The organism is Polaribacter sp. (assembly GCF_039939415.1).
Lineage (GTDB): Bacteria > Bacteroidota > Bacteroidia > Flavobacteriales > Flavobacteriaceae > Polaribacter.
Window position 1 is genome coordinate 23,325 of sequence record NZ_JBDVJE010000043.1, and the last position, 25,774, is coordinate 49,098.

At 28.6% G+C, this 25,774-nt stretch carries 27 protein-coding genes; 14 read left to right on the top strand and 13 right to left on the bottom strand.

The window, feature by feature from the left end; genetic code table 11:
- The first annotated feature begins 93 nt into the window (after nucleotides 1–93).
- Nucleotides 94–915 carry a class I SAM-dependent methyltransferase gene (locus tag ABJG40_RS06380; protein WP_348023744.1) on the top strand — a complete coding sequence of 274 codons (822 nt, stop codon included), beginning with the start codon at nucleotides 94–96 and terminating at the stop codon, nucleotides 913–915.
- Between the two features lie 84 nt (nucleotides 916–999).
- Nucleotides 1,000–1,407 (top strand): hypothetical protein, encoded by a 408-nt coding sequence (locus tag ABJG40_RS06385; protein WP_348023745.1) that lies wholly within the window; start codon nucleotides 1,000–1,002, stop codon nucleotides 1,405–1,407.
- Nucleotides 1,408–1,545: 138 nt separating this feature from the next.
- Here the strand turns inward: ABJG40_RS06385 and ABJG40_RS06390 are convergent, their stop codons facing one another.
- Nucleotides 1,546–3,510, bottom strand: a complete 1,965-nt coding sequence (locus tag ABJG40_RS06390) for a YgiQ family radical SAM protein (RefSeq protein WP_348023746.1) — start codon at nucleotides 3,508–3,510, stop codon at nucleotides 1,546–1,548.
- Between the two features lie 211 nt (nucleotides 3,511–3,721).
- Nucleotides 3,722–4,456 (bottom strand): DJ-1/PfpI family protein, encoded by a 735-nt coding sequence (locus ABJG40_RS06395; protein WP_348023747.1) that lies wholly within the window; start codon nucleotides 4,454–4,456, stop codon nucleotides 3,722–3,724.
- A 265-nt stretch (nucleotides 4,457–4,721) separates the two neighbouring features.
- On the opposite strand from ABJG40_RS06395, the gene ABJG40_RS06400 reads away from it, so the two are divergent.
- Complete coding sequence (locus ABJG40_RS06400) at nucleotides 4,722–6,635, top strand: CocE/NonD family hydrolase (protein ID WP_348023748.1); 1,914 nt, start codon at nucleotides 4,722–4,724, stop codon at nucleotides 6,633–6,635.
- Between the two features lie 49 nt (nucleotides 6,636–6,684).
- Here the strand turns inward: ABJG40_RS06400 and ABJG40_RS06405 are convergent, their stop codons facing one another.
- Entirely contained in the window at nucleotides 6,685–7,890 is a 1,206-nt protein-coding gene (locus ABJG40_RS06405; protein WP_348023749.1) for an MFS transporter, read from the bottom strand.
- Between the two features lie 231 nt (nucleotides 7,891–8,121).
- On the opposite strand from ABJG40_RS06405, the gene ABJG40_RS06410 reads away from it, so the two are divergent.
- Together ABJG40_RS06410 and ABJG40_RS06415 are read left to right on the top strand one after the other, a co-directional pair.
- Nucleotides 8,122–8,655, top strand: coding sequence for a DUF4252 domain-containing protein (locus ABJG40_RS06410; protein ID WP_348023750.1), 534 nt, complete (start codon nucleotides 8,122–8,124; stop codon nucleotides 8,653–8,655).
- A gap of 3 nt (nucleotides 8,656–8,658) precedes the next feature.
- Nucleotides 8,659–9,276 carry a DUF1684 domain-containing protein gene (locus ABJG40_RS06415; protein ID WP_348023751.1) on the top strand — a complete coding sequence of 206 codons (618 nt, stop codon included), beginning with the start codon at nucleotides 8,659–8,661 and terminating at the stop codon, nucleotides 9,274–9,276.
- 10 nt (nucleotides 9,277–9,286) lie between these two features.
- On the opposite strand, the gene ABJG40_RS06420 is transcribed toward ABJG40_RS06415, so the two are convergent.
- From ABJG40_RS06420 to ABJG40_RS06430, 3 genes are read right to left on the bottom strand one after another with little or no spacing between them, the layout of a single operon-like run.
- Nucleotides 9,287–9,532, bottom strand: coding sequence for a hypothetical protein (locus ABJG40_RS06420; RefSeq protein WP_348023752.1), 246 nt, complete (start codon nucleotides 9,530–9,532; stop codon nucleotides 9,287–9,289).
- Complete coding sequence (locus ABJG40_RS06425) at nucleotides 9,532–9,858, bottom strand: nucleotide pyrophosphohydrolase (RefSeq protein ID WP_348023753.1); 327 nt, start codon at nucleotides 9,856–9,858, stop codon at nucleotides 9,532–9,534. Before ABJG40_RS06425 ends, ABJG40_RS06420 begins: the two co-directional genes overlap by 1 nt.
- A 17-nt stretch (nucleotides 9,859–9,875) precedes the next feature.
- Nucleotides 9,876–10,736, bottom strand: a complete 861-nt coding sequence (locus tag ABJG40_RS06430) for a phosphatase PAP2 family protein (RefSeq protein ID WP_348023754.1) — start codon at nucleotides 10,734–10,736, stop codon at nucleotides 9,876–9,878.
- A gap of 165 nt (nucleotides 10,737–10,901) precedes the next feature.
- Between ABJG40_RS06430 and ABJG40_RS06435 the strand changes: the two genes are divergently transcribed.
- Nucleotides 10,902–11,621 (top strand): 3-ketoacyl-ACP reductase, encoded by a 720-nt coding sequence (locus ABJG40_RS06435; protein ID WP_348023755.1) that lies wholly within the window; start codon nucleotides 10,902–10,904, stop codon nucleotides 11,619–11,621.
- A 58-nt stretch (nucleotides 11,622–11,679) separates the two neighbouring features.
- On the opposite strand, the gene ABJG40_RS06440 is transcribed toward ABJG40_RS06435, so the two are convergent.
- Together ABJG40_RS06440 and ABJG40_RS06445 are read right to left on the bottom strand one after the other, a co-directional pair.
- Complete coding sequence (locus ABJG40_RS06440; RefSeq protein ID WP_348023756.1) at nucleotides 11,680–12,444, bottom strand: alpha/beta fold hydrolase; 765 nt, start codon at nucleotides 12,442–12,444, stop codon at nucleotides 11,680–11,682.
- A 1-nt stretch (nucleotide 12,445) separates the two neighbouring features.
- Nucleotides 12,446–13,159: a pyridoxine 5'-phosphate synthase gene (locus tag ABJG40_RS06445; RefSeq protein WP_348023757.1), complete on the bottom strand. Its 714-nt coding sequence runs from the start codon at nucleotides 13,157–13,159 to the stop codon at nucleotides 12,446–12,448.
- Nucleotides 13,160–13,224: 65 nt separating this feature from the next.
- On the opposite strand from ABJG40_RS06445, the gene ABJG40_RS06450 reads away from it, so the two are divergent.
- The 8 genes from ABJG40_RS06450 to murI all read left to right on the top strand — a co-directional run bounded on the left by ABJG40_RS06450 (nucleotide 13,225) and on the right by murI (nucleotide 21,141).
- The gene (locus tag ABJG40_RS06450; RefSeq protein WP_348023758.1) at nucleotides 13,225–13,878 is read left to right on the top strand and encodes a CBS domain-containing protein; all 654 of its coding nucleotides are present in this window, start codon (nucleotides 13,225–13,227) and stop codon (nucleotides 13,876–13,878) included.
- 32 nt (nucleotides 13,879–13,910) lie between these two features.
- A complete protein-coding gene (locus ABJG40_RS06455; RefSeq protein ID WP_348023759.1) occupies nucleotides 13,911–14,810 on the top strand; it encodes an NAD kinase in 900 nt (299 codons plus the stop codon).
- Nucleotides 14,811–14,917: 107 nt separating this feature from the next.
- Nucleotides 14,918–15,595 carry a DUF6089 family protein gene (locus ABJG40_RS06460; RefSeq protein WP_348023760.1) on the top strand — a complete coding sequence of 226 codons (678 nt, stop codon included), beginning with the start codon at nucleotides 14,918–14,920 and terminating at the stop codon, nucleotides 15,593–15,595.
- 4 nt (nucleotides 15,596–15,599) lie between these two features.
- Nucleotides 15,600–16,343 (top strand): isoprenyl transferase, encoded by a 744-nt coding sequence (locus ABJG40_RS06465; protein ID WP_348023761.1) that lies wholly within the window; start codon nucleotides 15,600–15,602, stop codon nucleotides 16,341–16,343.
- Between the two features lie 7 nt (nucleotides 16,344–16,350).
- Complete coding sequence (bamA, locus tag ABJG40_RS06470; RefSeq protein ID WP_348023762.1) at nucleotides 16,351–18,906, top strand: outer membrane protein assembly factor BamA; 2,556 nt, start codon at nucleotides 16,351–16,353, stop codon at nucleotides 18,904–18,906.
- Nucleotides 18,907–18,970: 64 nt separating this feature from the next.
- Nucleotides 18,971–19,756 carry an OmpH family outer membrane protein gene (locus ABJG40_RS06475; protein WP_348023763.1) on the top strand — a complete coding sequence of 262 codons (786 nt, stop codon included), beginning with the start codon at nucleotides 18,971–18,973 and terminating at the stop codon, nucleotides 19,754–19,756.
- 12 nt (nucleotides 19,757–19,768) lie between these two features.
- Nucleotides 19,769–20,275, top strand: a complete 507-nt coding sequence (locus tag ABJG40_RS06480) for an OmpH family outer membrane protein (RefSeq protein WP_348023764.1) — start codon at nucleotides 19,769–19,771, stop codon at nucleotides 20,273–20,275.
- 68 nt (nucleotides 20,276–20,343) lie between these two features.
- On the top strand, nucleotides 20,344–21,141 hold the full coding sequence (murI, locus tag ABJG40_RS06485) for a glutamate racemase (RefSeq protein WP_348023765.1): 798 nt from the start codon (nucleotides 20,344–20,346) through the stop codon (nucleotides 21,139–21,141).
- Here murI and ABJG40_RS06490 read toward each other — a convergent pair.
- The 5 genes from ABJG40_RS06490 to ABJG40_RS06510 all read right to left on the bottom strand — a co-directional run bounded on the left by ABJG40_RS06490 (nucleotide 21,138) and on the right by ABJG40_RS06510 (nucleotide 25,769).
- Complete coding sequence (locus tag ABJG40_RS06490) at nucleotides 21,138–22,118, bottom strand: type IX secretion system membrane protein PorP/SprF (RefSeq protein WP_348023766.1); 981 nt, start codon at nucleotides 22,116–22,118, stop codon at nucleotides 21,138–21,140. The two genes, murI and ABJG40_RS06490, sit on opposite strands and share 4 nt — an antisense overlap.
- 162 nt (nucleotides 22,119–22,280) lie before the next feature.
- Complete coding sequence (locus tag ABJG40_RS06495; RefSeq protein WP_348023767.1) at nucleotides 22,281–22,979, bottom strand: sulfite exporter TauE/SafE family protein; 699 nt, start codon at nucleotides 22,977–22,979, stop codon at nucleotides 22,281–22,283.
- The gene (locus tag ABJG40_RS06500; RefSeq protein WP_348023768.1) at nucleotides 22,979–23,425 is read right to left on the bottom strand and encodes a FixH family protein; all 447 of its coding nucleotides are present in this window, start codon (nucleotides 23,423–23,425) and stop codon (nucleotides 22,979–22,981) included. The genes ABJG40_RS06495 and ABJG40_RS06500 overlap by 1 nt, the downstream gene beginning before the upstream one ends.
- A gap of 20 nt (nucleotides 23,426–23,445) precedes the next feature.
- Nucleotides 23,446–24,867, bottom strand: a complete 1,422-nt coding sequence (gene ccoG, locus ABJG40_RS06505) for a cytochrome c oxidase accessory protein CcoG (RefSeq protein ID WP_348023769.1) — start codon at nucleotides 24,865–24,867, stop codon at nucleotides 23,446–23,448.
- Nucleotides 24,868–24,890: 23 nt separating this feature from the next.
- Nucleotides 24,891–25,769 (bottom strand): cbb3-type cytochrome c oxidase N-terminal domain-containing protein, encoded by an 879-nt coding sequence (locus ABJG40_RS06510; RefSeq protein WP_348023770.1) that lies wholly within the window; start codon nucleotides 25,767–25,769, stop codon nucleotides 24,891–24,893.
- Nucleotides 25,770–25,774: the final 5 nt, after the last annotated feature.

The following is a 25,774-nucleotide window of genomic DNA, read 5'->3' on the forward strand; positions in this document are numbered from 1 at the left end:
AGGTTAGTTGCACTAAAATAATAATTAATTGCTAATAATTGTTTTATTTAACATTCAAATTATTATTTTACATTTGAGTTCAATTTTTTTTTAATGAAAAACAAATCACTTATCAATAAAGAGCTAGAAGATTTTTACAACAAAGCATCAGAAGAAACTCGTCTTGAAAAAGGAATGGGAATTTTTGAATTTGAACGAATCAAAGATTTAATTGAACAACATATTTCTAAATCAAATTCTACAATAATTGATGTTGGTGGAGGAACAGGAAAATATTCTGAATGGTTAGCACAACAAAACCATAAAGTACACTTAATAGAGCCTGTTGTAAAGCACATAAAATTAGCCGAAAAAAGAGCAAAAAAACTAAAAAACCCGTATTCTGTTGCCAAAGGTATTGCTCAGAAATTACCTTATAAAAATGACTCTGCAGATTTGGTAATTTTACACGGACCATTGTATCATTTACAAAAAAGAGAAGATCGAATTGCTACCATAAATGAAGCAAAACGAGTTTTAAAAAAAGGCGGAATTATTTTAGGTTTTGCAATAAATTCTACAGCATCTACAGTTGTTGGTTTAATGAATGGAATGATTCACGCAAATTCATTTTTTGAAATGTGTAAAAAAGAATTAACTTCTGGAATACATAATGCTCCTAAAGATTTTCCTTTTTTGTTGGCAGATGCATTTTATCATAAACCACAAGATTTAAAAGCTGAATTTCTAGAACAAGAATTAAAATTTATCGATATTTTTGCGGTTGAAGGAATGATTTGGTTAGACAATGAATATTTTGCAAATATGTTAGATAAGAAGAAATCGAAAACTTTAAAAGCTTTGCAAAAACTCACAGAAAACGATGAATATTTGTTGCCTTTTAGCCCTCATATGATGATTGCTGTAAAGAAATAATTTAGTTTGTTTCTAAATTTTAAAAAATAGAACTTAGCTAACACTGGATATGGCAAATTAAAACTCGAAATAATTGCTAGAAAGATGAAAAAAGAAATTATATTATTGATTTTAGGAGCTTTGACTTCAATATTTCTGTTAAAATTTGATTTGCAAAATGGGCTTGAATTTTTGAATATCAGAATTCAACATTCTCTAATAGATTTTGCAAGAAAATCGTCTTCAGATAAATTTCTTACAACTCAAATAATTGGATATTTATTTTTTGTAATTTTCATTTTATCGATTAGAAAAAATTTCACTGATAAAAAACGGATTGCAATAATAGTATTTATAATTTTACTTGCAATTGGAATTTATAATGAATTATTTGCAATTTATGAAAACATTATTGGAAAATTTGAAGGAAGACATTGCAGAGTTGGCATAATATTAACTACTTTAGGAACACTATTTTTGATTTCAATCAAAAGGTTAAAGAAAACACTATAAAATATTAAAACTTTAGAAGCATGTTAGGTTTCTACTTAATTGCGAAAACTCTTACAGATTCTCTTAATTAGTAATTATTTACAAAATATAGCACTTAAACAAGTAATTTACCCCTTATAAACAAACACTAGTCACAACCTACCTCCTCCTCTTCTTAGAAGAAGTTCTACTCACTTTTTTCTTTCTTCTATTAAAAGGAATAGCATCATCAAACGTATTTTTAGTTTCTTGTGCTTTTTTATTCTTTTTCCAAGAATTCGTTTCTGGCAGTAATACTTTTAACAAATCTGGTCTTCCAACTTTGTTCAATGTATTTCTAATCCAATCTTTATTTTCTTTTTTGTACCAAAAGAAAAATTTGTGTTGATCTTCACGTTCTCTTTTAGTTTTCGGAGTTTTTGTAGGTTTTAATGTGTATGGATGATAACCAGAATAATAAATAACAGTAGCAACTGTCATTGGTGTTGGTGTAAAACCTTGCACTTGCTCAAGCTGAAAACCCATATCTTTAGTTTCTGCTGCCAAATTTGCCATATCTTCTACTTCACTCGCTGGATGACTAGAAATAAAATACGGAATCAATTGAAGGTTCAATCTTTTCTTCATATTTATCTTATCGAAACGCTTTTTAAATAAATGAAAATATTTAAAAGACGGTTTACGCATCAATTTTAAAACCGGGTCTGAAGTATGTTCTGGAGCTACTTTTAATCTACCAGAAACATGTTTTGTCATTACTTCTTCTGTATAGGCATCTAATTCTTTTGGATCTGCATTTTTATTAAATTCTGGCACCAACATATCATGTCTAATTCCACTTCCAATAAAAGATTTTTTAATCTTCGGATGTTTATCAACCGCTTGATATAATTCCGTTAAAGGTTTATGAGAAGTATCTAAATTAGAACAAATTACTGGCGAGATACAACTTGGTGCAACACATTTGTCACAGATAGATTGTACTTTTCCTTTCATCTGATACATATTCGCAGAAGGTCCACCAATATCAGATAAATAGCCTTTAAAATCTGGCATATTTGCTACCTTGTCAACTTCTCTTAAAACAGACTCTTGACTTCTACTTGCAATAAACTTTCCTTGATGTGCAGAAATTGTACAAAAACTACAACCACCAAAACATCCTCTATGAATGTTAATCGAAAATTTTATCATTTCAAACGCAGGAATTGGCCCACGTTTATTATATTTTGGATGCGGTAAACGTGTAAAAGGCAAATCAAAAGAACCATCAATTTCCTTTTCTGTCATAGTAGGAAAAGGTGGATTAATCACCATTGTTTTCTCTCCTACTCCTTGTAAAATTCTTCTTGCTTTTAATTTATTAGATTCTTGCTCAATCACTTTAAAATTAGAAGCAAACGTTTTTTTATCCTTTAAACAAGCTTCATGAGAATTGATTGTAACATCTTCCCAACCATTTACAACAGGTAATTTTTCTTCTTTTTCATTAACAAAAATTGCCGTTTGTTTTATGTTTTTTAAGCTAGAAAACGGAACTCCTTTTTGTAATAATTCTACAATTTCACGCAATGGCTGTTCACCCATTCCATACACTAACATGTCTGCTTTAGAAGTTTCTAAAATACCAGGTAATAACTTGTCAGACCAATAATCATAATGCGTTACACGTCTTAAAGAAGCTTCAATACCACCAATTAAAACAGGAACATCAGGAAATTTTTCTTTTAATATTTTAGAATATACAGAAGTAGCATAATCAGGTCTAAAACCCTTATCACCATTAGGTGTATATGCATCTTTATCTCTACGTCTTTTACTAGCAGTATAATTAGAAACCATAGGATCCATACAACCACCAGTTACCGCAAAAAATAAACGAGGTTTTCCTAACTTTTCAAAATCTTGCAAATTATCATTTACACTTGGTTGTGGCACAATTGCCACACGCAAACCATAACTTTCTAAGATTCTACCAATTACAGCAGGTCCAAAAGAAGGGTGATCTACATAAGCGTCTCCACTAAATAAAATCACGTCTAATTCTTCCCAACCACGGATTTTTACTTCCTTGTTGGTTGTTGGTAACCAATCTGTTAATTGATGTTTTTTCGTGCCTTCCATATTTTGCAAAAATACACCAATTTTAATTGTATGAAATACTTTTTTTTTAAGAAGCTATTTCCTGCTTTCCTCTATATCTTTTTGTGAAAAACAAAAAGGATGCCGTTTCAATCAGGGCTAAACTTGTTTGCTAACTAATAAAATATTGAAAAGGCAGAATGTCATTTCGAACAAAACGAGAGATCGCTTCGTAAACTCGCGATAACAGGAATTACTCAACAATTAAATGAGGAACCTCATCAACATTCCAATCAATAACTAAACCTCCTGCTAGAGATTTTGCAATATCTTTGCCATATAAAAACTCACACAAATACAAAGCCGCTTCAAAAGATTTTGCACCTCCAGCAGAAGTTATATATTTTCCATCGTGCACAAATAACAGGTTTTTTCTGATATCTAAATCTGGAAACATTGTTCTCATTTTATCAATATCACTTGGAAAAGTTGTAGAAACTTTATCTTTTAATAAACCTGCTTTTGCCAAAACAAATGCACCATCGCAATGAGAAGTTACATATTTTGCTTCTTTATCAACTTGTTTTACAAAATCTATCATTGCAGTGTCGTCTAAATCAGAATCTAAATGATGTTTTGCAGAAGGAACTACCAAAACATCAATTTTTGGTAAAGAATCTTTTAGATAATTATAATCTGATAAAATTCTCATTCCTTCAAAAGTAGTTATTGGTTTATCTGTATTTGCTACTGTAAAAACATTCATTGCTTTTATATTTTTTCTAAAAACAGTGTGCTGAAAAATATCGAAAGGTGCAGTTAACTCTGTATTAAAAGTTCCGTCCATAATTAAAAAACCTACATTATATCTACCTTTTTCTAATTTTGGAAATATTTTTACTTGTTGATTTTCTTTGTTTACTCTAACATTTTTTGAATTACAGCCTACTAATGTTATTGCAATGAATAATAAAAATGCTTTTTTCATCTTTTCTATATTTTAAAGTTTAAAAGTATTTAAAATGATTTTAACAATCCGTTTTTAAAAATTCTTTTTATTTATAGGTTAAGCACAACTTTTATAAATTGGTTTAGCCCTGATTGAAACGGCATCCTTTTTTGAGGAACGAAAAAAAGATATAGTGAAAAGCAGGAAATAGCTTCTTAAAACCATTATATTTCTTTTAACATCTGATGTTTTACTAACTCTTATTTGTTTTGTAGATTTAGCCACTAATTTAACCAACTTTACAATGAAAAGAATTTTAATTCTATTAATTGTTAGTGTTTCACTTTTTTATTCTTGTGAACCTACATCAAAAAAAGAACAAAAAAAAGAAAATTATGTAGCTAATAATTACATAAAAACTGAAGTAGATATTGTTATGAGAGATAATGTTAAGCTCCATACAACTATTTATTCTCCAAAAGATACTTCTAAAAAATATCCTATTTTAATACAAAGAACACCTTATAGTTCTGCACCTTACGGAGAAGGTAAAATGAAAACCAAAATTGGTCCGAATATTCATTTAATGAAAGAAGGCAACATTGTGGTGTATCAAGATGTTCGTGGTCGTTGGATGAGTGAAGGAGTTTATGACAACATGCGTGCATATATACCTAATAAAAAAGAGAACGAATCTGATGAAGTTTCTGACACATATGATACTATAGATTGGTTGGTGAAAAATGTAGAAAACAACAATGGAAATGTTGGTACTTGGGGAATTTCTTATCCTGGTCATTATGCTACAGTTTCTGCAATTGATGCGCATCCTGCTTTAAAAGCGGCTTCTCCACAGGCTTGTATTGGCGATTTTTTCTTTGATGATTTTCATCATAATGGTGCATTTTTATTAAGTTATTTTAGAGCAATTTCTTTATTTGGGACTTATAAAGATACTCCTACAGATTCTGCTTGGTATTCTTTTCCGAAAATGGACTCACAAGATCAATATCAATTTTTCTTAGATAAAGGCCCATTATCTAACTTAAACGATTTTTTTCAGTATGATAAATTAGATGTAAATTCTACAAAAAGTAAAGATAAAATAGATGATTTTTTCTGGAAAGAAATTGTTGAACATCCTAATTATGATGAAAACTGGAAAAGTAAAGGCATTATTCAGCATTTAGATAAAGTTCCATCTACAGTTGCAACCATGATTGTTGGTGGTGAGTTTGATGCAGAAGATTTATATGGACCTTTAGAAACTTATAAAGCCATAGAAAAACACGGAAAAGAGAACTACAACACACTTGTTTTTGGCCCTTGGGATCATGGGAAATGGGCTAGAAATACTGTAAAGAACTCTGTTGGTAACTATTATTTTGGAGATTCTATTTCTTTAAAATTTCAATCTGAAATAGAAACAAAATTCTTTAACCATTTCTTAAAAGGAAAAGGAGATAAAAACGCTGGTTTGCCAGAAGCTTATGTATATGATTCTGGTAAAAAAGAATGGAAATCTTTTGATTCTTGGCCTCCTAAAAATGTTGTAAAAGAGAATTGGTTTTTATCTGTGAATCAAGAATTAACTTCTGAAAAAAAATCTTCTAAAGGAGTAAAATTTATTAGTGATATTAAAAGACCTGTTCCGTATTCTGAAGATATTAAGACGGTTTTCACTCCAAGAAAATACATGACAGACGATCAGCGTTTTGCGGCAAGAAGACCAGATGTTTTGGTTTTTGAAACGGATGTTTTAACGGAAGATTTTACGTTAGCTGGAGATATTTTAGCTAAATTAAAAGTTGCAACAACAGGTTCTGCTGCAGATTGGATTGTTAAAGTGATAGATGTTCATCCTAATGATACAAAAGAAAACAACGATAAATTACAAGATCATTTAAAGATGAGTAATTATCATTTAATGGTAAGAAGTGAAGTTTTAAGAGGACGTTTTAGAAATAGTTTTGAAAAACCAGAACCTTTTATTCCTAATAAAAAGACTAATGTAAATATTAAATTACAAGATGTTTTTCATACCTTTAAAAAAGGTCATAAAGTACAAATTCAGGTGCAAAGCACTTGGTTTCCTTTAATAGATTTAAATCCTCAAACGTATGTAGATAATATCTACAAAGCAGATGAGAAAGATTTTAAAACACAAACGCATACCGTTTTTACAGATTCTAGTATTGAGTTTTCTGTGTTGAAATAATCAAATTTAAAAGTCTAAAAAAACCATCAAATTAATTTGATGGTTTTTTTTATATCATTTCTTTCTTTAGAACTTTTAATAAGTATATAAGAATTAAAACACCTATCAAAGCAAATATTGTTATTGCTGTCCAAGTGGTTTTAAAGCCAAACTCGTTTACCATTTGCATACCAACATTATGACTAAAAATATGAGATAAAGAAAATGAAATACTATACAAAGCCATGTACTCACCTTGATTTCCTTTTTTAGCTCTTTCTACAGCAAATGCATTCGAAAACGGAAAAGCAATCATTTCTCCAACAGTCATTAATAACATTCCTATTATTAAAATACCTACCCAACCTGTAAGATTTAAAACAATAAAACTTAGTGCAACCAAAAATAAACCAAGGGTAATTAATTTTACTTTATTCTTTTTAGAATCTTCTAGCCATTTTATCAAGGGCATTTCAAAAAGGAAAATAAAAAAACCGTTAAAACCCATTAATAAACCAATTTCAAATTCAGATAAAAAATGAGCATCTTTATAATACAATGGCATTGTAGAAAAGTATTGTAAGAATACAAAACCGAAAATAAACATTGCTATAAAAAAAATCCAAAAAGCTTTATCTTCATAAGCAGACACAGGGTTATCTACTTTAACTTCATCTTGTATTTTTGCTTTTTTGGGATGCAAAACTTTCAGTAATAAAAAGGCTGCTAAAACACATGTAATTCCATCTGTCCAAAATAAACCTTCATAACCAACTCCTGTTATTATTAAACCTCCTACTGCTGGTCCTGCAGAAAAACCTAGGTTAATTGCCAAACGAATTAAAGTTACAGAACGTGTTTTGTTTTCTGGTTTACTATAAGCACTTAAAGCTACAAACATTGCTGGTCTAAAAGAATCTGCTACTAACATCACCAAAAATATACCTACACAAAAACCGTAAAATGTAGATGCATATTGTAATAAAACAAAGAAAATTCCTGTAAAAACAAGACTTACATACATAACTTTGTAATACCCAATTTTATCAGTTAATTTTCCTCCAATCCAAGTACCTAAAACAGAACCTAAACCAAAAAAAGACATAATCCAGCCAACATCAGTTAAAGAAAAATTTAAACTTTTAGTAAGGTAAAGAGATAAAAAAGGAATTACCATGGTTCCTGATCTATTTATAAATGTAATTAGTGAAAGCCACCAAACTTCTTTAGAGAGCCCTCTAAAAGTATTTATGTAATTGTTATATAGTTTTATCATGGTTTAGTTGTTGTATAAAAATAAAAAAGTCCGACTGTGAAGTCGGACTTTTTAAATTGCTTGATTTTATATTGATATCATCAAAACATATTTACAGACCGATATTCTCGTGTTTTACACGATAACTTGGTAATATATGTTAAGACTTTATACATTTTTATTTTCTTTATGATGGGATAAAGCTACATAAAATATTTGAATATTGTATTTTTGGTTTGTAAATAAATTATTATGACTAAAAAAATCATCGCTATTTTAAGTTTTGTTTTTCTATTTTCTTGTGGAAGCAGTAAATCTTTTCAAAGTTTTTTTAATGATCATAAAAGCGATTTAGGAGTAACTGCTTTTCAGGTTCCAAATTTTATGAGAGCATTATTGACTAATATTTCGCCAGAGATAAACAACCTTTTTGGTAATGTAAAAGACTTTAAATTTATAACTTTTAATGATATTAGCAGTGTAAAACAGCAAACTTTAATTCAGGAAATGGATTTGGTAACTGCCAGAAATTTTACAGATATTTTAAGAAAAAACACAACTGAAAAAACAAAAATAATTTCTGTAAAAGAAGATGGAGATATTGTAACACAAGCCATTATTTTTAATTCAACTTTGGCAAAAACATCTGTTTTTTACTTGAAAGGAAATTTAGATCCGAATAAATTAAAACAACTTTCTGAAACTAATCAGTTTGAAAATTTATCAACTAAATTGATGCAAAATTATCAACCAAAATCAATTACCCCTGGTTTTAATCCAAATTAAAAAATGAAAAAAACACTTTTTATTCTAGCTTCACTTTTAATAATGACATCTTGCAATTCTCAAGGAAAACGTAAAATTGTGGGAGAAACTGAGTATCAAAAAGAACTGAATTCTTTTTATAAAGACGCCTCTAAATCACCTTTAAAAAAGAGAGATTTAAAAAATTTTAAAGGTTTAGAGTTTTTTAAAATTGACTCTTCATTTGTTGTAAAAGCAAATTTTACCAAAATAGAAAATGCGCCTACTTTTGAAATGGCAACAACTACAGATAGAAAACCTTTGTATAAAGAATTTGGTTTGGTAAACTTTAAAATCAACGGAAAAGAATGCCAATTAACCATTTATCAGAGTCAAGATGATTTGCGTGATGAAAAATACAAAGATTACTTGTTTTTACCTTTTACAGATGATACTTCTGGTGAAGAATCTTATGGTGGTGGACGTTATATGGATATAATGACGACTGATATTATAACAGAAAATACTGTGATATTAAATTTTAATAACACATATAACCCATACTGTGCTTATAATGACAAATACTCTTGTCCTTTAACTCCAAGAAAAAATCATTTAAATGTTGAAATAAAAGCAGGAATTAAAGTTTTTAAAAAGCATTAAACTTGCTTTACTACATTTTCTTATTGGTTATATACAACCCATAAAAAACACTAAAAATAATCTTAAAACCAAAAAAGTTTTTCCATTTACCATCAGAAAAATTATTTTTATTTAAAGTTACAAAATCTCCAGAAAATATTTCTGAAGAACTATTTATCAGCAAAGAAATTACTGTAACTATTACAAAAAAAGGAATGGCAACTTTTAAAAAGTTAGACCAAAACTCAGGTTGTTTTATTTTTTCTAAAAATGCCATTATTTTAATTTTTTATTATTGTGATGACGATCGTGATCGCGTTTTGTTTTAATATCTAATTTCTTTTCAAAAGCATCTTGCAAGTTAATTTCTGTTTGATTTGCTAAACATAAAACTACAAATAGTACATCTGCTAATTCTTCTCCTAAATCTTTATTTTTATCAGATTCTTTTTCACTTTGTTCGCCATAACGTCTTGCAATAATACGTGCAACCTCACCTACTTCTTCTGTAAGTTGTGCCATATTTGTAAGTTCATTAAAATAACGAACGCCATGATTTTGAATCCAATCGTCTACTTGTTTTTGTGCGTTTTGTATGTTCATTTTTCTTTATTATTGAATTAAAAATTCATAACTACACCAAAACTTTGTGGTGTAAACTGTATGTCCCAAGCTACTTTTTTTGTTTTTCGCTTATCATTATATTTCTTATCATACTTAGTGTCTAAGTATTTATCTATAGCTTCTACAATAAAAATACTTAATGCTGTAGAAAACACAACATCAGACAACCAATGAAAACGATCTACAATTCTAGCAAAACCTGGTATAGAACCAACTGTATATAAGCCAGCTTTAATCCATGGACTGTCAAAATGTTTTGCTAAAACATAGGCATTTGTAAATCCTAACATTACATGACCAGAAGGAAAAGAATCGTAATTATAAACCCTATCAAAATGTAAAGAATCAAAAGTTCCTTTTCCAACATTTGCTTTCGGTCTTGCACGACCAATAATTCTTTTAGATACTTGTTGCAACAAACCAGAAGCTGAAGCTGAAGAAATTAACAAAACGCCTGTTCTTCTTAACTTAGGGTTTTTAGTAAATAAACCCACCAAATATACAGCTCCTGTTAACCTAAAATTTGTATTTGGCCCTCCATATTCATTTCCATAATCTGTTAACCAACGAGGTACATCTCCACGCCAATTATTTGCCCAATTATCAATTTTATCGTCTATTAAATACATTGCAGATGTACCAGCAGCAACAAAAGCTGCATTTTTAAACTGATTTCCTTTCCAGTATAAAGGTCTGCTGTAAGCATACCCCATTCCGCCAGCTATACTTCCTAAATCGTATGTGAATTTTTGCCATAAATTTCTATCAGAATCTTGCTTAAAAGAAAAATTAGAAGTTTGACTAAAACTGTTAAATACAGATATTAATAAAACAAATAACAATATTATCTTTTTCATATTTAAAAAAATGAGATAGCAAAGATAAAATTTATTGGTTTACTAGGTTTGTTTCTTTTAAGATAAAGTTGTGTTAACTTAAACTTAAAACCTAAAAAAACTTAGATAAACTTCTTAACTTTACATAAGATTAATATAATACTAATTGTTAAATATAATATTAAAATGAACGCTTTAAAAAACAAAAAAGCCATAATTACTGGAGGTGGTAGAGGATTGGGTAAAGCTACTGCTATTGCATTTGCTAAAGAAGGAATAGATGTTGCTATAACTGGTAGAAATGAAACTACTTTAAAAAATACAGTTTTAGAATTAGAAACAATTGGAGTTAAAGCTACTTATGCAATTTTTGATGTGGGTAATTATGAAGAAGTAAAAAAAGGTATAAAAAGTATTTTAGATGTATTTGAAACTGTAGATATCTTAGTAAATAATGCTGGTATTGCTGCTTTTGGAACTTTTAATGACATGAAAGTAGAACAATGGAGCCAAATTATACAAACTAATTTAATGGGAATGTATTATGTAACAAAAGAAGTTTTACCTTATTTAATAGATAAAAATGAAGGTGATATTATTAATGTTTCTTCTACTGCTGGTTTAAGTGGTAATGCAACAACCTCTGCTTATTCTGCTTCTAAATTTGCAGTTATTGGTATGTCTGAATCTTTAATGAAAGAAGTTAGAAAAAATAATATTAGAGTTTGTACACTAACACCAAGTACAATTGCCTCTGATATGTCTATAGATCTTGGAATTGCAAACAAAGATTCTGAAGATAGTGTTTTACAACCAGGTGATTTTGCAGAATTAATTGTTGCTGGCTTAAAACTACCAAGAAGAGCAATGCTTAAAAGTGCCGCTTTATGGTCTACCAATCCTTAAAAAATAAATAACTACAAATAAAAAAGAGTTTTTAAATTAATTTAAAACTCTTTTTTATTTATTTTAAAAACTCAGAAACTTCTATATAAAATTGCTTCGGATTTTCTGCATGTAACCAATGTCCTGCATTTTTAATGGTTACAATTTTAGAGTTAGGAAAATGTGCTTCTATAATTGGCGCTTCACTTTCTGTAATATAGTCAGATTTATCACCTTTTAAGAATAAGGTTTGTTTTTCAAAAACCGTAAAAGGTGGCAATGCTTCACCTACTTCTGGATTATTTTCTGTTAAAGAATCTAAATTAAACCTGTAAGCTAATTGTCCTTTTTCTTTCCAATACACATTCTTTAATAAAAATTGACGCACACCAAAATCAGGAATTAATTTTGATATTTTCCTATCAACCAAAGCCCTAGTATTTTCAACAGAAAAATCAACAGAATTTAATCCTGCTAAAATTGCATTATGATGTGGCTGATATTGTCTTGGAGAAATATCTACTACTATTAATTTTTCTATTAAATCAGAATAAGTAACAGCAAATAACATGGCTGTTTTACCTCCCATAGAATGCCCAATTATATAAACATTCTCTAATTTATGAAATTGAATATAATTATATAAATCTTCAACTAAGACTTCATAATTAAATTCATCCTCATGAAAACTACGTCCGTGATTTCTTTGATCTATTAAATGAACTTGATAATTTTCAGAAAATTGATTCCCAAGAGTTTTCCAATTATCAGACATTCCAAAATAACCATGCAAAATTAACAATGGTTTTCCTACTCCTTTTATAGTTGAATGTAAAATCTCCATTTTATTGAAGTTTACGTAAATACATATTTACAACATTTTCTAACCCTAGATATAAACTTTCTGCAATTAGAGCATGTCCTATAGAAACTTCTGCCAAATTAGGAATATTCTCTTTAAAGAATTTAATATTATCTAAACTTAAATCATGACCTGCATTAATACCTAACCCCAAATCATGAGCTAAAATAGCAGCTTCAGTGTAAGGTTTAACAGCATTTTTATTTCCTATATCAAATTGTGTTGCAAAATCTTCTGTGTATAATTCTATTCTGTCTGCTCCTGTTTTTGCAGCTGCTTCAATTAATTTAGCATCCGTATCAATAAAAATAGAAGTTCTTATTCCGTTTTGTTGAAATTCTTTTATCACTTCTTGTAAAAAAGATTGATTTGTAATTGTGTCCCAACCAGAATTAGAAGTAATTGCATCTACAGCATCTGGCACCAAAGTAACTTGCGTTGGTTTCACTTCTAACACCAAATCCATAAAAGATTTAATAGGGTTTCCTTCAATATTATATTCTGTAGAAACAATATTTTTTAAATCTCTTGCATCTTGATAACGAATATGTCTTTCATCTGGTCTAGGGTGAATTGTAATCCCCTCTGCTCCAAATTCTTCAATATCGGTTGCAACTTTTAACAAATTAGGTACATTTCCACCTCTAGAATTTCTTAAAGTTGCTATTTTATTAATATTTACACTTAACTTTGTCATTGTCTAAAATTAGACTACAAAGATAATTTATTAAATCATTTATCCTATATTCGTAAAGCATGAATATGAACGATTATATATTAGAAGAAATTAAGCCACTTCGTTTAAAAGACATAATAAAAAATGCGCAAAAGGTATTTAAAAACTACCCTATAACACATTTTCCTGTAATTGAAAACAATAAATTATTAGGTTCTTTTGCAGAAGATGATATACAAACGATAGAAAACAAAGAAGAAGAGTTGGTTGTATACGCACACTTATTAAATTCTTTTTTTGCTGATGAAAAAGCCACTGTTTTAGAATTGTTAAAAATTTTTGCAGATAATGACACAAACATTATTCCTGTTTTAAATGAAAACAAAGATTACATTGGCTATTTTGACTTGCGAGATGTTTTAGACGTATTTTCTACAAGTCCGTTTATGATTGAAGAAAGTGAAACACTAATTATAGAAAAATTGAGAGCAGATTATTCTATGAGTGAAGTTGTTCAAATTATAGAATCTAGTGGAGGTAAATTATTAGGTTTATATATTTCAGAAAAAAACACCGATGTTAACCAAATTACAATTAAAGTTATTTCTGATGAAATAAACGAAATTATGCAAACTTTTAGAAGATATGATTATAAAATTATATCTATGCACGAAAATGATATTTACCTAGAAGATTTAAAAAACAGATCTGATTATTTACAAAAATACTTAGAAATGTAAACCTAAAAAGGTTTTAAATTAAAAACAACATTTTGAATAAAGCAGCAATTTACGGTCAATCTTACGCAATAACTTCCGAAAAGGAAATAAAAATTCTATTAAACGTTTTAGAAAAAAATAAAATTGATTTTTATATAGAAAGTGAATTTTATAATTTACTTATAGAGAATAAAGTTTTAGAAGATATTTATAAATCTTTTGTAAGTTTTAATGATTTAGACAATTCTTTTGACATAATGCTTACCATTGGTGGAGATGGAACTTTTTTACGTTCTGCTACCCATATTAGAGATTTAAACATTCCTATTTTAGGAATTAATACTGGTAGATTAGGTTTTTTAGCTATTGTGCCAAAAGACGTAATAGAAGAAAGTTTAGAATTAGTATTAAATGGTGAATATAAAATTCAAGAAAGAACACTTCTATCTGTAAGAACAGAACCTGAAACCCCTGAGTTTTCTGAACTTAACTTTGCTTTAAACGAAGTTACAATTGCAAAGAAAAACACCACTTCTATGATTGGTGTTAAAACCAATTTAAATAATGAATATCTTACCAATTATTGGGCAGATGGTTTAATTATATCTACACCTACAGGTTCTACAGGATATTCTTTAAGTTGTAATGGCCCAGTTATTTTACCAGATTCTAAAAACATTGTTATTACACCAATTGCACCTCATAACTTAAATGCTAGACCAATGGTGATTTCTGATGAAACTAAAATTCAGCTAGAAGTAGATTCTAGAGAAAAAAGTTATTTAATTTCATTAGATTCTAGAGTAACAACAGTACCAAAAGACACTAAAATTTTTATTGAAAAAACAGCCTTTACCATTAAAAGTATATTACCCAAAAACCAATCTTTTTTAAAGACATTAAGAAGTAAACTTTTATGGGGAGAAGACATTAGAAACAAAACTAATATTTAACGAGTTATTTACAATATTACCTTAAAAAAGTTGTTATTCAAAAAAGACTGATTATTAACTTTATAAAGCAATTTGAAATCCCTATATTTGCTCGCTATTTTTTTAAGATGAAAAACACAATCTTATTTTTTGTTTTTGTAAATTTTTCTTCAATACTACTTGGTCAAGTTTATGAAGCAGGTGTATCTTTTGGAGGCACAAACTATGTTGGTGACATTGGTAATAATTATTATATCTACCCAAACAAACCAGCAGGCGCATTACTTTATAAATACAATTGGAACCCAAGAGTTGCTTTAAGAGCAACTTATAGCTATTTACCAATTTCTGGAAATGATTTAGATGCAGACACAGCATATCGAAAAGATAGAGGAATTAATTTTTCAAATACTATCAATGAATTAGCTTTAGGTTTAGAATACAATTTCTATGAGTACGATTTATCTTCAGATGATAAAACCTGGACACCTTACATTATTTTAGAATTAGTTGGTTTTAATTATACAAATGAGGAATCTTATAATACTTCAGGTCAAATTGTTTATGGTAATAAAACATCATATGCAATTCCTTTCGGCTTAGGATATAAATCAAAATTATATGGTGCTTTAGCATTTTCTATAGAAGCTAAATTTAGATATACTTTTGAAGATGATTTAGATTTCGTTTCTAACAACACTCCTAATATTAATATAGAAGGAACTGGAAATGATTGGTATATGTTTACAGGATTTTCATTAATTTACACTTTTGGAAGACCTGCTTGTTACACAGAAGGATTATAAAAACATGGATAAAAAACTACAAATCGACTTACAAAAATCTCCCAAACATGTTGCCATTATTATGGATGGAAATGGACGTTGGGCTAAAGGTAAAGGGATGAATAGAATTTTCGGCCACAGAAATGCTTTAACTGCTGTAAGAGAATCTGTAAAAGCTGCATCTCAAATAAATGTAGAAGCCATTACTTTATACGCTTTTTCTACAGAAAACTGGAATCGTCCAAAACTAGAAGTAGATGCTTTAATGAGTTTATTAATTAATTCATTAAAAAAAGAACTACCAGATTTCATGAAGAATGGTGTAAAAGTAAATGCTATTGGATCAATAGATTCTTTACCAAAAAAAGCACAAAAAGTATTAAAAGATGTAATATCTGAAACACAAAACAATAAAGATATCATTTTAACCTTCGCTCTAAGTTATGGTTCTAGAGAAGAAATTGTTAATACTATTAAAAACATATCTAAAAAAGTTGTTAATAAAGAACTAAATATCGAAGAAATTGATGAAAATACTATAAATAACCATTTATATACGTTTAATTTGCCCGACGTTGATTTAATGATAAGAACTAGTGGAGAACAACGCATTAGTAATTTCTTATTATGGCAAATGGCGTATGCCGAATTATATTTTACAGATATACTTTGGCCAGATTTTAGAGAAGAGCATTTTTATGATGCTATTATTGATTACCAGAATAGAGAACGAAGATTTGGAAAAACAAGCGAACAAATTACAGAATAGATTTTTTATGAAACTATTTTCTGCATTAATAATGCTAACGGCATTATTTTCTACCTTTAACACTAAGGCACAAACAACTAAAGATAGTTTATCTATTGTAAAGAAAGATACCACATCTATTAAAAACCTATCTTTAGAAAGAGGTAAAGAATATAACTTAGGTGGAATAACAGTAACAGGTTTAAAAAAGTTTAGCGAAGAAACTGTTAGGGTTTTTACAGGTTTAAGAAACGGGCAAGCTATTAAACTTCCTGGAGACAAACTTACAAGTGCAATTAAAAAACTATATGAGAGTAAACAATTTAGCAATGTAGATGTTTACCTTGCTAAACTAGATGGAAATACTGTATATCTTCAATTTGATGTGCAAGAACTTCCTCAATTAAATTCAGTAAAAATTTCTGGAATTAAAAAAAGTAAAGCTAAAGAATTAAAAAAAGATGCCGAATTAAAAGTCGGTGCCATGGTTACAGATAACCTAATTGTAACTACAAAAAATTACTTCACAAAAAAATATACAGACAAAGGTTTCTTAAAAACAAAAGTTAACTTAGATGTTAAAAAAGACACAGCTGATGTAAATGTTGTTAATATGGCTATTCATATTGATAAGGGAAGTAAGATAAAAATTAAAGATATTGTCTTTACTGGTAACAAAGCACTTTCTGCTAATAAGCTTAGAAAAGCTATGAAAAACACCAAAGAAAAATTGATGGGTCGTTTTTGGAAAGGTTCTAAGTATATAGAAGAAGAATTTCAAGAAGATTTAGAAAGCATTTTAGATAAATACAGTAGATTAGGTTATAGAGATGCTCGTATTTTAAGTGATAAAATTACTTGGAATGACAATAATACTATTAACATTAATATAGAACTAGAAGAAGGAAGACAATATAGATTTGCAGAAATTTTGTTTGTTGGAAATAGAGAATATACAGACGAACAACTACATCAATATTTAAAAATTGAAAAAGGAGATGTTTATAATGGTGCAGTTTTAAAAGAACGTGTTAAAGGTGATGGCAGCCCAACATCTCAAGATATATCTACCTTATACCAAGATAATGGTTTTCTTTTCTCTTCTGTAGATGCTATTGAAACAAGAGTTAAAAATGATTCTATTACTGTAGAAATTAGAGTAAGAGAAGATGAAAAAGCACGTATTAAAAAAGTAACGGTTTCTGGTAATGACAAAACTAACGACCATGTTTTATTTAGAGAATTACGTGTTAAACCTGGAGATTTATTTAGCCGAAGTGCAATTATTAGATCTATTAGAGAAATTGGTCAGTTAGGTTTCTTTGATGCAAATGTAACACCAGATGTAGTGCCAGATTATCAAAACAAAACTGCAGATATAGACTTTAGTGTAGCAGAAAAAGGTGGTAGTCAAATAGAACTACAAGGTGGTTATGGAGGAGGATCTTTTATAGGTACATTAGGTTTATCTTTTAACAACTTTTCAATTAGAAACATTTTTAATAAAGAAGCATACAAGCCATTACCAATGGGAGATGGTCAAACATTAGCATTAAGACTTCAAACAAGTAGAACTTATAGTACATATAGTTTTTCTTTTACAGAGCCATGGTTAGGTGGTAAAAAACCAAAATCATTATCATTTTCTATATATTCTTCTACACAATATCAACTAAATTACACTACTTATGATGTAGATAAAAGTCAAAGTTTAGGAATTGTAGGTGCTTCTATTGGTTTAGGACAACGTTTAAAATGGCCAGATGATTATTTTCAACTATCTCAATCAATTGCATATCAAAGCTTTAATTTAAATAATTATAGTTTTTTAGTTGGTGAATCAGTTTTAAACAATGGAAGTTTAAATAACTTATCTTATAGTGCAACATTGTCTAGAAATTCTGCAGGACCAAGCTTAATTTTTCCAACTTATGGATCTGAATTCTCTTTAGGTATAAAAGCAACTTTTCCTTATTCTTTAGTAAATGGTAAAGATTATACTGAACCAAGTGGTTTAACAGATGCAGAAGAAAACGACTTTTTTGCAGAAAAATACAAATGGCTAGAATATTATAAATTTAGCGCTAAAGGAAAATGGTACACCTCTTTTACTGATAAGTTAGTATTAATGACCAACGCAGAGTTTGGTTACTTAGGATATTATAATTCTAAAGTTGGTTTATCTCCATTTGAAAGATATTATGTTGGAGGTGATGGAATAGCTCAATTTCAATTAGATGGTAGAGAAACTATTGGTGTTAGAGGATATGAAAACAATAGACTTTCTTCTTCACAAGGTGGTTCTATTTATAATAAATTTCAATTAGAATTAAGGTATTCTATTACAGATGCACCTTCCGCCTCTATTTACACATTAGGATTTTTAGAAGCTGGTAATTCTTATGACAATTTTAACGAATATAATCCGTTTGATTTAAAACGTTCAGCCGGACTTGGCGTAAGAATATTTATGCCTGCATTTGGTCTTTTAGGAATAGACTTTGCACATGGTTTCGATCCTTTACCAGGAGAAAGTGTAAAATCTGGTTGGCAAACACATTTTATTATTGGGAGACAATTCTAAGAAAACAGTAACTTTGTAAGGAAAAAGTTTTTTTGGCACGGTTTTTTCTAAATACATTATACAAATGAAAAAAATATTTTTATTAGTCGTTCTTTTATTTACTGTTACTATTTCTTGGTCTCAAAGAAATCAAATTATTGCCTATATAGATATGGAGTATATTCTAGAAAATGTTCCAGAATATTTAGAAGCGCAAAACACACTTGATGCTAAAGTTGCTAAATGGAGAAATAAATTAGATAAACAAGCAAGACATATAGAGGTATTAAAAACAGATTTAGCTGGTGAAAAAGCAATTCTTACTAAAGATTTAATCGAAGAAAAAGAAGAAGAAATTACTTTAAAACAAGTTGAATTAAGAAGGTTAGAATCTTTATACTTTGGTCCTAATGGAGATATGTTTTTGGTAAGAAAGCAATTAGTAAAGCCAATTCAAGATCAGGTCTATAATGCAATTCAAAGTATTTCAAAAAGAAAAAAATATGATTTTGTTTTTGATAAATCTAGTGAATTAGTCATGCTTTATTCAAATAAAAAATACGATATTAGCGACCTTGTTTTAGCAACCATTGATAGAACAAGATTAAAAGACAAAAAAACTAAATTAAAAAACGAGAAAAAAGTAATTCCTAAAAAAGAATTAACAACAGAACAAAAAAACGTTATCAGTAAAAAAGAAGATGCAAAAGCAAAGAAAGTTGCAGAAGCAGAAGCCAAAAAAAAACTAATAGCAGAAAAGAGAGAAGCATTATTAAAAAAACGTGAAGAAAAAAGAAAACTTTTACGTGAGAAAAAAGAAGCCTTGAGATTGAAAAAAGAACAAGCAAAACAAGACAAGAATAATAATTAAATCAAAACAAGAATGAAAAATTTTAAAACGTTACTATTAATTGCTGTATTTACTTTAGGGGTAGCTGGTGTTGCAAATGCACAAAAAGTAGGTCATATAAACTTTGAAAAGTTAGTTGCAGAAATGCCACAAACAAAAGCATTAAAAGTTACTATGGAGAAATTAAGTAAAACATACCAAGATGAAATACTAGGTATGGAAAAGAAAATAGAAGCTACACAAAAAAAATATATTGCAGAGTCTAAAACTCAAACTCAAACAACTAATGATACTAGAGCAAAAGAACTTCAAGGTGAAGCAACAAAATTAGAACAAGCAAGAAGATTTGCTTACCAAGATATGCAGAAGAGACAAAATGAAGGATTACAACCTATTATTGAAAAAGCTCAAAAAGCAATTGAAGATGTTGCTGCTAGCAAAGGGGTTTTATATGTTTTAGATTCTTCTGTTGGTAAAGGATTACTAGTTAAAAAAGGAGAAGACTTATTTAACGCTGTAAAAGCTAAATTAGGTTTCTAAAAAACACTTAATTAATAATAAAACTAAAACCTACTGAAATTCAGTAGGTTTTTTTATTTTTACAAAACATGTTAAAAAACAGCAAATTCCCTATTGGCATTTTTGATTCTGGAGTTGGTGGTACATCAATTTGGAAGGAAATTCATCAACTTTTACCTTTTGAGAATATTATTTATCTCTCTGATAGTAAAAACGCTCCTTATGGAAATAAAAATAAAGATGCAATTATAGATTTATCTATAAAAAATACAGAATTTTTGTTAGAACAAAATTGTAAAATTATTGTTGTAGCTTGTAATACTGCAACTACGAATGCAATTAAAGTGTTAAGAGAAAAATACAACATTCCTTTTATAGGAATTGAGCCAGCAATAAAACCTGCTGCGCTTCAAACAAAAACAAATACTATTGGTATTCTTGCCACCAAAGGAACTTTAAATAGCGAATTGTTTGAAAAAACATCTAATTCTATTAACAAAAATATTGAAAGAGTAGAAATTATTGGAAAAGGGTTAGTAGAGCTTATTGAAAACGGAAAGCTATATTCTAATGAAATGACAACTCTTTTATCCTCTTATATTCTTCCATTAATTGAAAAAAAAGTAGATAGTTTAGTTTTAGGCTGCACACATTACCCATATTTAATACCTCAAATTAGAAAAATTATAGGTAATAAAATTAAAATTATAGATTCTGGTGAAGCTGTTGCAAAACAAACAAAAAATATTTTAGTAAAACATCAAATAATCAATATAGAAAAAAGAAATAGTGTTCACCATTTTTACATTAATAAAAGCAAAAAAACACTAGAAATGTTAGTTTCTAAAGATGATAAAAATATTAAAATTTTTGAAAGAGATTTCTAAAATCTTCCAATATTAGAATTGATATTAGGACATGCAGCAGCCCTTTGTTCTCTTGTCCACAAATTAATACCTACAGAGATTTGATGAAACCCTGTGTTAGTTAAAACAATATCATTGGTCTGTTTAGTATAGGTGTAAGAAAACATTAAATTATTAAAATTTAAACCTACTATTGGTGAAAAATATTGAGAATTATCTATTGCATTTGCATCAAAACTTCTTCTATAAGACAATGCAGCCCAAAGCTGAGTTTTAGATATGTTTTTGTACGCCTTTAAATTAAAATCTGCTATCTTTTGACCAGTACTTTGTCTAAACTGAACCATAATAGATGGTTCTAATTGAATAATATTGTCTTCTCCAAAATAGTAACCTGCACTTACAATATAGTTTCTTAAATCTAATGATTCTTGAACATTTAAATTATTTTTAGCTGTAAGTAATAAGTTTTTAATTGTAAAATATGAAGAAAAACCACGTTTATGATATGCAAGACTAAAATCAGCATTATAGTAACTTGTACTTGCTATAATGGCAGCAACATCTGTATTACCAAAAGATCTTTGGTCTGATTGGTTTTGTACAAAAGTAAATGATAAACCAAAAGATAGTTGCTCAAAAAAACGACCTGCACTTAATGGCAAATGATAAGAATAAGTACCTTGAAGTCCTTTTTGAGAATGAAAACCGTTTTTATCATTAAATAAAACAAAACCATAACCTGCTTTAGACTCTTCTCCAAATTTTGTATGAAAACTTAATGTTTGCAATGCAGGTGCATCTGGTATGCCTGCCCATTGCTGTCTAGCAGTCATTCTTAATTTACTAGAATTACCAATACCTGCTGCAGAAGAATGCACTAAATACACATTATCAGATAAATAATCTTGATAAATAGGTAAAGTTTCTTGAGAGTAATTTTTTAATGAAAAAAACAAAACACAAAAAAAACAGAATCGCAGAAAATTAGAACTCATTAAATAAAGATTATTTTTAAGTCTTCAAATATATCGATTTTCTTATAATAAATACTTTTCTACTTAAACATTTAACACAGTACTAAAACTGTTAAAATTAAGTTTTATTATAATCTTTTAACTGAACAAGCTTTAAAGTAATAGTTTAAAAATAAAAAATACTTAATGACAGGTAGTATTGTTACTTACAATATCTAAAACTGGTGCTGGTGAAATATAAGGTATACCCAAACCTAAACCTCTAAGGATAAATAAAAAACCTATTATTATAACTACTATTGGAATGATTTTTTGAATTCTTTTTCTAAAAGTACCTTTTGTAAAATTACCCAGAAAAACTACTGCTGTCATTAAAGGAATTGTACCTAAACCAAATAAAAACATATAAAAGCTACCTGAAAAAGCATTTGTTGTAGCTAAGGCCCCAAAAATAGCCATATATACTAGTCCACAAGGTAAGAAGCCATTTAAAAAACCTATTGTAAAAAAAGTATCATTACGTTTTTTTTTAAGTTCTTTTCCTAATGCATTTTTAACTTTATAAATAAGTTTACTTATATTTTTTGAAAAATTTATTTTCGAAAAAAATTTAGGGAAAAGTATTACCATAATCATAGTAATACCAACTATTATAGATAATTGCTGTTGAAATCCGAAGAAATAAAAACCTTTTCCTAACAACCCAAAAAGTAATCCTATCAGACTATAGGTAAATAACCTTCCAAGATGGTAACTTAAAATTTGAAAAAAACCTTTTGTAGTATTCTGTCTATCAATAGGCAACATAAATGCAATAGGCCCACACATACCAACACAGTGAAAACTACCTAATAAACCAAATATAATTGCAGAAAGAAACATTAAAGATTCAATTCTTTTTTAAATAAATATTCTTTACTTTTATAGTTCCAAGAAATTGTAATGTTCCAACGACCATCTAACAAACGTTTCTCAGGCACGAGCAAATATGTTTTAGAAATTGAAATTGGCATTTCAAAATCTAATTGTTTATTAGATGGTCTGTATAGGAACACTTTACCTTTAATTTCTTTAGTATCAAATTCTTCTGGAAATTTAATTTGTAAACCTTCTTTTGTATTAATTAATACAAGATTCTCTTTTAATTGAGCTGCATTTTTTGTGGCATCTATTTGTTTTTGATACTCTAATTCTTTCTGATAATATTTATCTGTAACCAAATCATGACTGTAACTCTTATCTGTACTCATAGTAACTACGAAATACATAATAAACCCAATAAAGCTAACAATAGCAATTACAATACCTGTACCCCAATTAAATTTCATAATAATAATAATAATAATAATTATTTATAACTTCTAGGACCTAAGAAATTAGTTATTGTAGTTTCAATTAATTTACCTCCACTATAAACTCCTATTTCTAATTTTATTTTATCTTGTTTTAAAGCTGCAGCATTCATCTCTATAAATAATGTTCCTTCTGCTAAGCCTTGTTTTGGAACCACAAAATCCTGATTAGAAACTAGTTTAATAGTTCCTTTATGAGATAAAATCTTATAACTAACATCTTTAATATCTTTAGTTGTTTTATTTATTACTTTAAAAGTATAAACATTACTAATAATATTGTTTTCTTTATGTTGATATAATTGACCTGGTAATCTTAAAATTGTTGCTTCAACATCATTTCTTAAAAACAACATCCCTATTAGAATACCTACTAATATAAATAGTACTGCAGAATAACCTTTCATTCTTGCGGTAAATTTAAATGGATTCTTTTTGGCTATATTATCTTCACTTGCATACCTAATTAATCCTGTTGACAAACCTACTTGTTCCATCATATGATCACATTCATCAATGCAAGCTGTACAGTTAACACATTCTAATTGAGTACCATTTCTAATATCTATATTGGTAGGACAAACAACAATACATTGTTTACAGTCTATACAATCTCCTTTACCAACAGAAGCTCTATCTTCATTTTTTCGGAATTTAGCTCTACCTTTTTCTCCTTCTCCACGTTTATAATCATAAGCTACATTAATAGTTTTATTATCTAATAAAACACCTTGTAGTCTTCCATAAGGACAAGCAATTATACATACTTGCTCTCTAAACCAAGCAAAAATAAAATAGAAAACACCTGTAAAAATTAATAGGGAAATTAATGTACTAATATTATCAAAAGGGTTTCCTGTAATATAACTTATAAGTGTATCTCCACCTATTAAATAAGCTAAAAACACATTGGCAATTATAAAAGAAATTACAAAGAAAATAAACCATTTTAGAAGTCTTTTTCTAATCTTTTCTGCATTCCAAGGCTGTTTACTTAACCTAATTTGCTTTCCTCTATCACCATCAATCAAATACTCTATTTTTCTAAAAACCATTTCTAAAAAAATGGTTTGAGGGCAAATCCATCCACAGAAAATTCGTCCAAAAACAACTGTAAAAAGAATAACAAACACCACACCAATAATCATTGAGATAACTAAAAGGTGAAAATCTTGAGGCCAAAAAGGAAATCCGAATATATTAAACTTACGTTCTAATACATTAAATAATAAAAACTGATTTCCATTAATTTTTATAAAGGGTGAAGCTAATAGAATTAATAATAAGAAATAACTCACATAAGTTCTGTACTTATAAAAAAAACCACTTGGTTTTTTGGGAAAAACCCAAGAACGCTTACCAGACTTATCAATTGTACCAATACTATCTCTAAATGTTTCTTTTTCAGGCGCTCCCATCACAAACTACATTGTTAAACTTATTATTCTACTTTAGCTCCTTCTACTTCTTGCACCCATTTTTCTCCTTGAGGTGCTTTACCATTTGCAGGTGTAGTTCCTTGTAAAGAAATTACATAACTCGCTACTTTAGCCATATCTGCAGCTTTTAAGGTTTTGTTCCAAGCAATCATTCCTTTACCATCTCTACCTCCATTAGAAATAGTAGTAAACACATTTTTAATTCCTCCTCCTAAAATCCAAAACTCATCTGTTAAATTAGGACCGATAGAACCCCCTCCATCAGCTAAATGACATGATGCACAATTTAATTTAAATATAGCTTTACCTCTACTTAAATCTTTAGCCTCTGTTAATAGCGTAACGTTTTCTGCAGTTATTAAATCTGGAGCTGTAGATTTATATTTCTTTAAGGCAACTTTTGCTTCTGCAACAGCTTTATCATACTCTATAAACTGATTATCTCCATCTAAAACATGAAACCTTACTAAATAAACCACTGCAAAAATAATTGTTGCATAAAACATATATACCCACCATGGTGGTAAAGTATTGTCTAATTCTTTAATTCCATCATAATTATGATCTAAAACAATTTCTTCTTCATGATCTATATCTTTAGCTTTTGTCCAAGATTGGATTAATTTTTTAACCCAAGCATTACTTTCTTGCGGAACAATTCCTAGTTTTTCATTTTGAAGTTCTGTAGCTTTAGTAATAGCAATTACGTTTACCATCTCTTTTAAAACTACAACTAAAATAAAACCAATAAGAGCTATCCAAACTAATGGGTTTTCATAAATATTAAATGGATTTTCGTACACCATAAACGACTTTGCAAGCGCTAAAAACGTAACAATTACAAAGATTATATATATCGTAGATTGAAAATATTTTTTCATTTTAT